The organism is Pontibacter sp. YIM B11418, assembly GCF_059278805.1.
Map to the genome: position 1 here is coordinate 117,394 of NZ_JCAEMH010000006.1, position 12,013 is coordinate 129,406.

Sequence of the window (12,013 nt, forward strand, 5' to 3'; positions counted from 1 at the left end):
GGCATTGTCCTGACAGGGGCGGTGTCGCCGATTTCAAGTTAAGGTATATGCGCAAAATCCTTCTTCAGTTACACCTCTGGGTCGGCCTGACAGCGGGCGCCGTGCTAGCCTTTATGGGCTTGACGGGCTCACTCTATGTGTTTCAGCCCGAACTGACAGTGGCGCTATACCCTGAGCATTACAAAAGCTCCAATCCGGAAGCTATACCTGTGGAGGTACGCCTTGTCGTAAAGAAAGCTGAAGAGCAGTTCGGGGGCCAGGTGACCAATATCTTTTTTCCGGTGCGCGAACTGGAGAACTACATTGTCAAGGTAAAGGGCAATAAGCAGTTTCAATTTTTCGACGCGGCAACCGGCAACTATATTGGTCAGCTTGAGAAGCGGCGCGGTGCAATGGACACCGTGCTGGACCTGCACCGTCACCTGGCCATGGGCGAGGCCGGCGCAATGATTACACGTATAAGTGCTTTGTTTCTGGCCTTTGTGCTGCTCTCGACGGGGCTATACCTGTGGATGCCACGTAAAACACAGAACCTCAGGGATAAACTGCGCCTCAAGCCCAATGCCTCATTCAAACGACGTAATTTCGACCTGCACAATGTCTTTGGGTTTTACTTTAGCATACCGTTATTTCTGGCCGCCATAACAGGAGCGTATTTTGGCTTTCAGGAGCAGACACAGGCGGTAGTAGATAAGCTGACGCTAGCCAAAGAACCGACACCTTACGTCAAAGCGCTGCGGTCGTCTTATCAGGAGGGAGCGGCGGCGCTCACTGTGTACGAGGCACTCGACCGGATGGACGCGCTATACCCTGGCTACGTCCCGCGCACCCTTGTCATGGCCCCCGATAGTGCGGCAACGCTCAACCTGACCTACCTGGCATCATCCGAACTGGAGGCTGGTCCGCAGTACCGCCCGATGGTATACCTGGACCAGTATACCGGCGACATCGTGTATGATTACAATCCGCACACGGCTCCAATAGGCACAAAGCTGACCCGCAACTGGTTCGTGCCGACGCACTTCGGGGAAATTGGAGGTTGGATGACGCGTATACTCTGGTTCTTTCTGGGCCTGGTGCCCGTCACGTTGTGGGTGACAGGCATTGTAATGTGGTGGGGCAAAAGCAAAAAGAAGAGAAAAGTCCACGTCAAGGTGAAGGAAGGAATAATCGCTGGAAAAATTTAAACGTGCTAACAGCTGATATATCTTTAAATTCTACAAGCAAAAGTGTACTTTTGCGGCGCTATGGTATAGTATGTTCTATGTCGCTTTCGTAAAATGGCGATATAGTACATAAAGCGTCGCAATATTGAACATTAATTGTTTACGATATGTTAGTGGCACAACCGGGTAGATGAGTATCCGGAGGTGTAAATTGTAGCTTACCGTTGATTTAGGAGAGATAAAAAACTAACTATGAAGGAAGCATCCGAAATGCTTGACCTAGTGCTGTTGGTAGATGACGACGATACCACGAATTATCTGAACAAGCGCCTGTTGACCGACATGAAAGTAGCCAGAGAAATTCTGGTACTGAAGAACGGTAGAGAAGCAATCGATTATCTGAGCAAAGCCTGTGGCGAGAAGCCTGACCAGGCTTTTAAATGCCCTGACCTTATTTTTCTGGATATCAAAATGCCCATGATGGATGGCTTTGAGTTTCTGGAGGAATATCAGCGCAAAGGCCTGGATGCCGGCGACCATGTGATCATTCTGATGTTGACCTCCTCAGCAAGCTTTTATGACCTGGAGCGCATCAAAAGCTTCAAGAAAGTGAAAAAACATTTCTCTAAGGCGCTTACCAACCACGATGTAAGAGAGATACTGGCCGAGTTTTTCCAGAAACGAAAAAAATAGTGGAATCCATACGTTAAACAACAAAGCCTGTACGCCGCAAGGTATACAGGCTTTGTTGTTTATTCATTCTCCTCTGATTCGGTTACCACTTCGCTGGCCGGCCACGAAAACACGAAGCGGGCACCACGCCCTTCTGACTCAACCCATACATCACTCCGCTTTTCCTCGAGTATGCGTTTCACGATGGCAAGACCCAGGCCCGAACTGTCGGAGCGTGTCAGGTTGTGGCCCAGCGATTCGTATTTGCTAAAGATCTGCTCCTGGTCTTCGGGGGCTATGCCCGGGCCATTGTCCTGCACTGTAAACAAGATATGGTCAGCTTCGAAGCTATACGCTATTTCAATTACGGCCTCCTCGGGTCTGTCGTGATACTTCACCGCGTTGCCAAGCAGGTTGCTGAAAATCTGGTAAAAGTAGATCTCCTGGGTATAGAGGGTCGGCATATCATCCGGCAGTATTATTCTGAAAGACGCCGGTATAAAGAGCGACTCCAGCACTTTTTGCAGTACAACCCGCACGGATACGATCTGCCGGTGCAGACTGTGGTGACCGGCAAGCGAATAGGCCAGTATACCTGTAATCAATTTGTCCATCTTGCTGGCCTGCTCCCGCAACATCGGTAGGAGAGAAGCTGCGTCTTCGTTATTTCCGGTTTGCAGACTGTTCTCCAGAAAATTGATAATGCCGCCGATGTTTTGCAGGGGCGACCGCAGATCGTGCGAAACGGTATGCGCAAAGGCGTCCAGGTCTGCGTTCACTTTCTGGAGCTCCAGGTTGCGGCGTTCCCGTTCTTCTGAAAGCGTCTGTATCTCGAAGTTGGAATGCTGGAGTTGCAGGTTCAGCCTCCTGATTTCCTGTAGTTGCTGCTCTGCCTCCAGGTTGCGCAGCCGCAGCTTTTCGAGCAGTTCGAGCTGCTGCATGTTCTGCTTTTTGATCTCCGCATACGGCGATATACCTTCTTCATCGTTAAATTCCTGCAACCAGACTTCTTTCAGACTCTTGGTCACGACAGGCGACTGTGTAGGTATACGCTTGCGGAGGGTCACGGCAGTGCCCTGTTCATGCTCGGTCTTTATCTCAAAAAAGTCGACGAGCTTGCGGGAGTTGACGATGCCCATGCCACGGGTTGCGGTGCTACTGGCATACCTGGCCCGGTCATAAATCTGGTCAAGGTTTCCGATGCCGCGCCCGCGGTCCGAAACCCTGGCTTCCAGGTAATTGTGGCCGCTCTCCTGCACAATGCCAAACTGAATGGTGCCATTGCCTACATGCTCCACCACGTTGCGGCAGATTTCTGACACGGCCGTTGCAAACTTGGTTTGGTTAGCCTGCGCCATACCTGTTTTTTCAGACAGTTGCATAGCGCGCCTGTAAGCCAGCACCACATCCAGCTCGTTTGCAATGTTTATTTTGAGAAGACTCCTGGGCATGGACTAAGGTTTAGCTTTGCATACAAGTACGAGCGTGTCATCTGTCTGGCGGCTGTGGTCTTTGTAAAGAACAGCCGCGATGGTGGTGGGCGAGTGGCGGTGCAGATTCGGGTAGCGGCTCAGGTCCCAGCGCGATTTCAGTCCGTCGCTGTGCACTATGAGCACCTTGTTACGGTTCCAGTCCAGGCTTTGGTTGTTGAAAGTGCCCGGCACGTTATGGCCGAGTATGCCATTGTAGGAAATCACATTCTTGTAAGACAAACTACCCAGCGAACTTTCCATTGAGAAAAGTTTGCCGGCAATGTTGCCAATGCCACAGTACGTGAATTTGTTTTGCGTGATGTCGATGCTGGCGGCAAAGCCTACTGCGCCCCGGGTACGGCGAATGCCATTGTGGATGACTTGCAATGCCTGAGCCGGATCAGGTATAGGATTTTCACAAAAGGTTTTGACAGCAAGTTGTGCTGCTTCCTGTGCGTGCGTACCATGCCCAAGGCCATCGAGGGCAAGCAGGTAAGCGCCCCGTTCGTGGTGAATGACGGCATAGCCGTCGCCACAGTCCACCTCTTTTGGCTTGGGTACCATGACACTGCCAATTTCGTAGCGTCGTGCCGAAGGTATAGACTTAGCCGACTTGTATACCCGGGTCACGATGACTGTGCCTACCTGCGGCTGTGAGTAAAGATCGAAAACATCCGACTGCCGCCTGATTGCTCCGAGCCCTTCGCCGGCGGAGCCGAAGGTCGATACACCATCTTCCAGCATGCGTTCAGGATCAGCCATACCGGGCCCGTTGTCGAGACTGATGATCTCGATTCCTTTGATGGGTTTTCCGATGGCTTTCACCAGCAGCTCTCCACCCTGTGTTGTATGCTTCTCCAGGTTGGTTAGCATTTCCGAAACAATGATATTCACTTTGCCCACAGCTCCCTCCGACAAGGCGAAGCTCTCGGCAAGGCGCGTAATATCTTTTTTTGTGAGGCTGGCGTAGCTCCGGTCGGGTACTGCGAAGCGGTAATGTTGGTTAACGTCCATTTTTCCAGTGGATGACAGTAACGGTCGTGCCTTCTCCCGGATTACTTTTGAGGTCGAATTCGTTGACTAGTCGCTTGGCGCCGGGCAGACCAAGACCAAGGCTCCTGCCAGTAGAGAAGCCATCGCGCATGGCCATGGCGACATCCGGTATACCTGGGCCTTCGTCTTTGAAGGTTAGTCTTACGCCTGTTTTGGCATTATAGCTGATAATTTCGAGTATTACTTTGCCGCCGCTGGCATACTTGAGCATGTTACGCACGAGTTCGCTGGCTGCCGTAATCAGCTTGGTCTGGTTTACCAGACTCATACCTATACGGGTGCTAAATTCGCGCACGCGGTTGCGGAACGGTACCACATCCTGTTCGCGCACGATCTCCATCGTGTCCTTAGTCATTACGATCATCCTGGTCTTCCTCCTCGTCGTCGTCTAGTTCCAGGTTATCGCCTAGTTTAGTGTTAAGTAATTCCATGCCCTTTTCTACATTCAGAGCAGTGTATACACCTTGCAGCGTCAGGCCGAGCTCCACAAGTGTAATAGCCACAGCGGGCTGCATTCCTACTACCACGGTTTCGGCATCCATAATGCGCGACATAGAGGCAATGTTGCCTAAAATGCGGCCCATAAATGAATCGACGATGCTTACCGTGGAAATATCAATCAGTACGCCCCGTGCCCCGGTCTGACTTACCATGTTGATCAGGTCGTTCTCCAGCGTCAGGGCTAATCTGTCGTAAAGGTCAATCTGAATGGTAACCAGCAGAAAAGGCCCCATTTTTAAAATCGGTATCCTCTCCATCATTCTAGCGCATTAGTTTCGGACCCTTGTGACGCTCTGTGCGACGCACCTCCAGATTAGTCATGCTAAAGGCGAGATGCAGTGCACTGGCCAGGCTGGCCTTGGTTTTGATGTTGGACAGGTCAATGCCCAAATGCACGATTGTTTGTGCAATTTCAGCCCGGATACCGCTGATAATACACTCGGCACCCATCAGGCGGGTAGCGCTTACCGTTTTGATCAGGTGCTGTGCTACCAGTGAGTCCACGGCAGGTACACCAGATATGTCCAGAATAGCAATGTTGCTGCCTGTGTTCACGATCTCTTGCAGCAGGTTTTCCATCACAACCTGGGTGCGGGCACTGTCCAGCGTGCCGATGATAGGAAGGGCAAGTATACCGTCCCACACCCGGATCACCGGCGTAGATATCTCGCTGATCTCATCGGTCTGTCGCAAAATCACTTCTTCACGTCCTTTGATGAAAGTTTCGAAGGTGAGGATGCTCAGGTTGTCGAGCAGGGTGTTGAGCTGCATGATTTCCCGGTAGAGCATGCTTGTGTCGTCTTGTCGTTGCTCAACCAATACCTCAATCACAGACTGCTTCAGGCTCAGTACATACGCGCCGGTTTCGCGCGGGCTGAAACCTTGCCTGGCTCTGGTGATGGAGATGTCTCGGAGTGTATCCGTTACCTGCTCAAAATCAGTGTCATAGATGTTGTCGTAATTGCCTTTGGAAACAGCTCGGAGCAGGCCGTCCAGCATCTCTCTCGATTGACGCTGCAATTCATCAGTTGTCATGAGGTCATCACGGAGCGAGGCGTCAGACAACTGATTTTGCATCCACTTTTCGAGGATGCGCTCTTTGTTTTTTTCTAGTACTTGTGCTGTTGTGTTCATGGTAGGGCAAAACGTAGCTTATGGACGTATGGTTTAGACGCTGCGTAAATTTTACATCGCAGAAAGGATTCTGGTGTAGGATACATGCTAAGTTAGGTATAATAATTGCAATTGAAGCATGCATCCCGTATTACGGCTTACGTATACACAATTATTTTTTGTGAAGACTCAAGGACTTTCGGAAATGAGAAACCTGTTGTTTAGTACTACTTTGTTGTTGCTCTCACTGCTGTCGGCCTGTAGCCCTGCCACGAGTATTCAGTCTGAGCCCGCTCCCGGTTTTACGCTGGCAACCTACCGTCAGTTTGCCTTTATGGAGGTGGATTCTGACGTAGAGAATATGGGCCCGGATTACGAGGGGCATGTGCATTTTCTGAAGCAGGAGCTTGTCCGTCAGTTGGAGCAGCGTGGTCTGAAGCAGGCTCCGTCTGTGGACGAAGCAGATCTGCTGATCAACCTGGGCATTGTGGTGGACAGGAAGGTGCAGACAAGGGAAACGAATATTATAACGGATCCGCCCCGCTACATTGGGCAGCGCCGCTATACCTGGAAGAGCGAAGAAGTGGAAGTGGGGCACTATAGCGTAGGCACGGTGTCGGTGCACCTGGTAGACCCAGTGCAGAACGAGTTGATGTGGCAAGGCACGGCAGAGCGTATCATTTCGGACAAACATGAAAAACTGCGCGAGCAAATAGCGAAAGGTATAGAACGGCTGGTGGAGGAGATGCCGTCGTGAACAAAGTGCCCGCCTTTCATTAAAAAAGGGCCTTTACATTAGTTGGGGAGCGAAGTAAGCGGGGTGCAAAAAAAGCAGCATAGCAGCTGGAAATGCTGTTTATGACAAAAAAAATTGAGATTGAGTTATGCTGAGAATGGCAGTTGAAATTACTTTAATTTTTTTCTAGTTTCATGAAAATGGTTCACCAGTTGAGCTGTCATTGTATCTCTAAATCCAATTTTACAATACACTTCATTCTCCTTATAATTAATTTTATTTATGACTTGATCACGTCTTAGAGATCTGAGAAAACCATTTTCATAAACAGTTACTGATTGGAATGGAGAATCTTTTTCTAATTTCTTCATTGACTCAACTTCTTTTGTCACAAATTCAAGATCGGTCGTGTCATGATTGTATTCGATTTCAATCATATGATTTAGTTTAGCACCTTCTACTACCAATTGGGTACCAAGTGGCATATCTTTTTTCGGTGGAGGGCCTTCTCCCATTTTACCAACTTTAATTAAAGATTTAACATCTTTTAACTGAGGGCTTTCTTTTATTATATCTATTGCTAAGCTAAAATCGTTTGTGCTCCCATAAAGAAATCTTGATGAGCTCTGAACTTGTAAATAATTAAAGAACTCGATATGCTCGTCCTTAAGCAAAATGGGCCTTCCTAATAATTGATCGACTAACTGTGAATTGCTTGAATTCCGATATTCTGCATAATATGACTCACATACAAATCCGATAACAATTCTGCTAGAAATAGGGAAGTATACTTCTATCCCTCTTGATTTTAATCCTCTTTCACCATATGGTATAGTATTGTTAAAGACTACAGGGTTATCTGAAATCCATAAGTCACTTTGCTTAGCTACAAATAAATGAATAACCTTCGATTGCAATGAAGTAATCATGTCATCCACATCTATCATACGCATTAAGCTAATGAGTTTAGCTTCATCACTGCTTGGCTTTGGAAGCTGCTCAGTTGACCATCCTCGCTCTGTAATTTCATCTATCAACTGTTCATGCAGATCAATTATAGATGTGCGCATCATTTTTGTACGACAAATTTGAAAAGCGACTGCTTTGAAGAGCTTTTGAAGCTCTTGTTCATTTAGAATTGTAACAGATTTATTAGATATAATTTTGCTGCAGATATGTTTTAATTGGCTATCATTCTCATCAAAAAAATCTTCAAAATTTAAGCTAAAATCATCTGTTGTTACTGTATTGAAATTATTCTCACAACCAGCATCTACTATAGATGAGAGGTACGATTTGCAATTTAACTTGTCGAAAACATGAATTTGCTTGTACTTTTCTTTATAGCTGAAGTTTCTCAATATTGATTGAGGAACATAATGATGCTTTTTCGACTGGGACATTTTGTAAGATATTATATCTCAATATAGTTTTAATTATTTAAATCTCAACGATCTTAACATTTCTAAGCTTGTTCTGTCTTTTTTTAAGCTCTCATACTTAATGAAATGCGCTTCAGATGAGCAAGCGCATATTCAGGTTGAAGGATGCTTGGGAGTTGATATAAGACACAATAGGGTTTTACTCTATCCGATTTGATGCTTAATGAGAAATATAAAAAAAAGGCCTCTACTTTTACAGTAAAGGCCTTTTCTCAGTCGGAGTGGCGGGATTCGAACCCACGACCTCCAGCACCCCATGCTGGCGCGATACCAGGCTACGCTACACCCCGAAAACTTTCGCAACTTAGCAAAAACGTTGTTTCATAGCAAGACCAGGCCTGCATCTATACCTTAAATTATTTACAGGTATAATGCCCGGTTAGGTTAACTAGTTTAGGACAAATTACTTGTCGTATACCTTATGAAACAGCAACCGCAGCACGAACCCGATCACCAGCAGGCCAAGCCCGGAAAGCATTACCTGAAGCGGTAATGACACCGACATGGCCAGGCAGCCGATAAGGCCCAGCACAGGTATAAGCTTGCCGTAGATCTGCTCCGAGTTTGGTTGCTTTAATGCCGCGATGTTGGTGATGCTGTAGTAGAGCAAAATAGTGAAAGAGGCGGAACGCAGGATAAATTCGAAGGAACCCGCCAGAACAAGCAGCAGAACGATTGCACCCGTTACGAGGATGCCTACATGCGGTACCCTGAAACGCCGGTGTACCTGCTCGAACACAGGCGGCAGATCGTGGCGTCTTCCCATGGCCAGCATCATGCGGCTGATCCCCAAAATTTGACTCAGGAGCACTCCAAGCATGGCGGTAGACGCACCAATCGTGATCACAGTGCGGATAGCGGGCGTGCTCAACGCAGCTGCTACCACCTGCAAAGGCGATCTGCTGTCGGCCATCTGCTCCGTGCCAATCACGCCAACCGCTACGAGCGAAACGGCCGCATACAGCACAATGGCCGAAACGATGGTGATGATGACCGCACGGGGAATCGTTTTATGGGGTTCGCGTACTTCCTCTGCCAGCGTAGCAATACGGGCATACCCGGTAAAAGCGAAAAACAGCAAAGCCGCAGCCTCGGCTATACCTGCCATACCAAAGGGCGCAAAGGGCTGAAAGTTCTCCTGTTTGATAGCAGGTATACCGCTGAACACCAGGTATAGCAGCGAGACAAGCGTAAGCGCTACAATAATGAGATTGAGCATGCCGGCTTTTTTGATGCCGAAGTAATTGGCCACCGTAAGCAAAAGCACAGCCATTACTGAAAGGACCAATGGAGAAAAGACAGGTATAAGCTGGTAGAAGTAGCTCCCGAAACCAATGGCAACCACACCCGCTGCGGAGAGTTTACTGATCAGAAACATCCAGCCCGCCGAGAAGCCGAGCGTGGGATTCAGTAACCGGTAGCCATACTCATAAGTGCCTCCGGAGTGCGGGTATACGGCAGCCAATTGTGCGGACGACAGCGCATTGAAGGCCGCAATCATACCTGCAAATAGTAACCCGATTAAAAAGGCCGGACCCGCCAGACCAGCCGCCACGCCGGTCACGACAAATATGCCTGCCCCGATTATGGCGCCCAGGCCAACGCCCACCGCATCTTTTAAAGTAAGTACACGGAGCAGTTCGTGTTGCTGCGTTTTCGGTCTCTCCATTTTCGTCTATAGTTTTGATACCATCCGGTACTCTGGAGTCATCATCCAAAGATATAGAAATACCGACAAGTCAGGCAGGGAGGAGGAAAATTGCATGAATCAGGGCATAAAAAAAGCCCTACATTGCTGTAAGGCTTCTTGATGTGCACCCGAGAGGATTCGAACCCCTAACCCTCGGAGCCGAAATCCGATATTCTATCCAATTGAACTACGGGTGCTTACCGTGTTGCAAAAATAGAAACAATGCGCTAAAAAGGAAATTTTAGTGGCGATAATTATAATGCTGAAAGGTATAACGAACAGGTATAAATGGATAATGGACTCTTAATTGCTTCATCCCTAAAACAATAAGCAGATTTCGGGAGTTAGTAAATAATATTTCAAATCAAGCAAACGAAATCAGGAAGCTATGGAAAAAGTGTATACGGCAGAGGTTACTGCCACCGGAGGCCGTCGCGGTCATGTAGTGTCATCAGATGGTGTGATTGATATGCCACTCTCGTTGCCCGAAGGATTGGGAGGGGAGAAGGGGAAGTCTAACCCCGAGCAGCTGTTCGCTGCAGGGTATGCCGCCTGTTTTCAGAGTGCACTACTGTTGGTAGCCGGTAAGCAACATATCCGGCTAAATCCGGAGTCTACTGTAAAGGCACATGTGGATCTGCTCAAGTCTGAAAACGGTAAATACGGGTTGGGCGTGAAATTGGAGGTGCACCTGCAGGGACTCGACAAAGAAAAAGCGGAGCAGTTGGTCAATGAAGCGCATGAGGTGTGCCCATACTCCATCGGCACGCGGGGCAACATTAATGTAGAGCTGGAAGTTGTGTAAACCTGCAACAGGTATAAAGCAAAAGGGGCTGCCATCACTGGCAGCCCCTTTTGCTTTTATGATGTGTGCTGGGATTAAGCTCCTACTTCAGCTAATACCTGCTTCACTTTCTCGGCAGCTTCTTTCAGCGCTACGGCAGAGTATACCTTCAGGCCGGACTCGTCGATGATGCGGGCGCCTTCTTCTGCGTTAGTTCCCTGCAGACGAACGATGATCGGCACCTTGATGTCACCGATGTTCTTATAAGCCTCTACCACACCATTGGCAACACGGTCGCAACGAACGATACCGCCGAAGATGTTGATCAGGATAGCCTTCACGTTCGGGTCTTTCAGGATGATGCGGAAACCAGCTTCAACTGTCTGTGCGTTTGCTCCACCCCCTACGTCCAGGAAGTTAGCAGGCTCGCCGCCAGAAAGCTTAATGATGTCCATGGTAGCCATCGCAAGACCGGCACCGTTTACCATACAGCCTACGTTGCCGTCCAGCTTCACGTAGTTCAGGTTCGACGCGCTTGCCTCTACTTCCAACGGATCTTCTTCCGCAGTGTCGCGCAGGGCAGCCAGGTTTTTGTGACGGAACAGGGCGTTGTCGTCCAGATCCACTTTGGCGTCTACTGCCAGAATTTTGTTGTCTGAAGTTTTCAGAACCGGGTTGATCTCGAACATGGAAGAGTCAGTCTCCACATAGGCTCTGTAAAGGTTAGAGATAAACTTCACCATCTCCTTGAAAGCCTCGCCCTGCAGACCGAATGCGAACGCAATTTTGTTCGCCTGAAACGGACGCAGCCCTACAGCCGGGTCGATCCACTCTTTGATGATCTTCTCAGGTGTTTTCTCAGCCACTTCCTCAATGTCCATACCACCTTCAGTAGATGCCATGATCACGTTGCGGCCTTTGGCGCGGTCCAGCAGGATGCTCAGGTAATATTCCTTAGGGTCGGATTCGCCAGGATAGTATACGTCCTGCGCTACCAGTACTTTCTGCACCAGTTTGCCTTCAGGACCAGTCTGGTGCGTTACCAGCGTCATGCCCAGGATGTCGTTAGCGATCTGCTTCACCTGATCCAGGTTTTTAGCCAGCTTCACGCCACCGCCTTTACCACGGCCACCCGCATGAATTTGCGCTTTGATCACGTGCCAGCCTGTGCCGGTTTCTTCGGTCAGTTTCATAGCCGCTTTTACAGCCTGGTCTGGCGTTTCCGCCACGATGCCTTCCTGTATGCGAACGCCGTAGCTTTTCAGAATCTCTTTAGCCTGATATTCGTGTATGTTCATGCTTTCAGTTTTATTGGACGCACGAAAGTAAGCCTTTATCGGCTTAAATTCAAGAAATAGGTTTTTAAAATATTGGCGATTCGCTG

The 12,013-nt window shown here is 48.7% G+C and carries 12 protein-coding genes and 2 tRNA genes; 4 read left to right on the forward strand and 10 right to left on the reverse strand.

Annotated features, from left to right (window positions below; translation table 11 throughout):
• Positions 1–47 precede the first annotated feature (47 nt).
• Both AC4QZR_RS15510 and AC4QZR_RS15515 read left to right on the forward strand, forming a co-directional pair.
• Entirely contained in the window at positions 48–1,187 is a 1,140-nt protein-coding gene (locus tag AC4QZR_RS15510; protein WP_494481740.1) for a PepSY-associated TM helix domain-containing protein, read from the forward strand.
• 231 nt (positions 1,188–1,418) lie between these two features.
• Positions 1,419–1,859: a response regulator gene (locus AC4QZR_RS15515; protein ID WP_253405200.1), complete on the forward strand. Its 441-nt coding sequence runs from the start codon at positions 1,419–1,421 to the stop codon at positions 1,857–1,859.
• 59 nt (positions 1,860–1,918) lie between these two features.
• Here the strand turns inward: AC4QZR_RS15515 and AC4QZR_RS15520 are convergent, their stop codons facing one another.
• From AC4QZR_RS15520 to AC4QZR_RS15540, 5 genes are read right to left on the reverse strand one after another with little or no spacing between them, the layout of a single operon-like run.
• The gene (locus AC4QZR_RS15520) at positions 1,919–3,289 is read right to left on the reverse strand and encodes a sensor histidine kinase (RefSeq protein WP_253405201.1); all 1,371 of its coding nucleotides are present in this window, start codon (positions 3,287–3,289) and stop codon (positions 1,919–1,921) included.
• Between the two features lie 3 nt (positions 3,290–3,292).
• Positions 3,293–4,324, reverse strand: coding sequence for an ATP-binding protein (locus tag AC4QZR_RS15525; RefSeq protein WP_494481741.1), 1,032 nt, complete (start codon positions 4,322–4,324; stop codon positions 3,293–3,295).
• The gene (locus AC4QZR_RS15530) at positions 4,314–4,718 is read right to left on the reverse strand and encodes an anti-sigma regulatory factor (RefSeq protein ID WP_253405653.1); all 405 of its coding nucleotides are present in this window, start codon (positions 4,716–4,718) and stop codon (positions 4,314–4,316) included. The genes AC4QZR_RS15525 and AC4QZR_RS15530 overlap by 11 nt, the downstream gene beginning before the upstream one ends.
• On the reverse strand, positions 4,711–5,121 hold the full coding sequence (locus AC4QZR_RS15535) for an STAS domain-containing protein (RefSeq protein ID WP_188500231.1): 411 nt from the start codon (positions 5,119–5,121) through the stop codon (positions 4,711–4,713). Before AC4QZR_RS15535 ends, AC4QZR_RS15530 begins: the two co-directional genes overlap by 8 nt.
• Before the next feature lie 4 nt (positions 5,122–5,125).
• Complete coding sequence (locus tag AC4QZR_RS15540) at positions 5,126–5,998, reverse strand: STAS domain-containing protein (protein WP_494481742.1); 873 nt, start codon at positions 5,996–5,998, stop codon at positions 5,126–5,128.
• Positions 5,999–6,182: 184 nt separating this feature from the next.
• Between AC4QZR_RS15540 and AC4QZR_RS15545 the strand changes: the two genes are divergently transcribed.
• Positions 6,183–6,734 carry a DUF4136 domain-containing protein gene (locus AC4QZR_RS15545; RefSeq protein WP_494481743.1) on the forward strand — a complete coding sequence of 184 codons (552 nt, stop codon included), beginning with the start codon at positions 6,183–6,185 and terminating at the stop codon, positions 6,732–6,734.
• A gap of 149 nt (positions 6,735–6,883) precedes the next feature.
• Here AC4QZR_RS15545 and AC4QZR_RS15550 read toward each other — a convergent pair whose 3' ends face one another.
• The 4 genes from AC4QZR_RS15550 to AC4QZR_RS15565 all read right to left on the reverse strand — a co-directional run bounded on the left by AC4QZR_RS15550 (position 6,884) and on the right by AC4QZR_RS15565 (position 10,042).
• The gene (locus AC4QZR_RS15550; protein WP_494481744.1) at positions 6,884–8,116 is read right to left on the reverse strand and encodes a DUF4238 domain-containing protein; all 1,233 of its coding nucleotides are present in this window, start codon (positions 8,114–8,116) and stop codon (positions 6,884–6,886) included.
• A gap of 255 nt (positions 8,117–8,371) precedes the next feature.
• Positions 8,372–8,445: transfer RNA gene (locus AC4QZR_RS15555), tRNA-Pro, on the reverse strand.
• A gap of 113 nt (positions 8,446–8,558) precedes the next feature.
• Complete coding sequence (locus AC4QZR_RS15560) at positions 8,559–9,824, reverse strand: APC family permease (protein WP_494481745.1); 1,266 nt, start codon at positions 9,822–9,824, stop codon at positions 8,559–8,561.
• A 144-nt stretch (positions 9,825–9,968) separates the two neighbouring features.
• Positions 9,969–10,042 (reverse strand) — tRNA-Arg (locus AC4QZR_RS15565).
• Positions 10,043–10,233: 191 nt separating this feature from the next.
• Between AC4QZR_RS15565 and AC4QZR_RS15570 the strand changes: the two genes are divergently transcribed.
• On the forward strand, positions 10,234–10,650 hold the full coding sequence (locus tag AC4QZR_RS15570; protein WP_253405214.1) for an organic hydroperoxide resistance protein: 417 nt from the start codon (positions 10,234–10,236) through the stop codon (positions 10,648–10,650).
• Positions 10,651–10,724: 74 nt separating this feature from the next.
• Here AC4QZR_RS15570 and sucC read toward each other — a convergent pair whose 3' ends face one another.
• On the reverse strand, positions 10,725–11,927 hold the full coding sequence (gene sucC, locus AC4QZR_RS15575; RefSeq protein WP_253405219.1) for an ADP-forming succinate--CoA ligase subunit beta: 1,203 nt from the start codon (positions 11,925–11,927) through the stop codon (positions 10,725–10,727).
• Positions 11,928–12,013 lie beyond the last annotated feature (86 nt).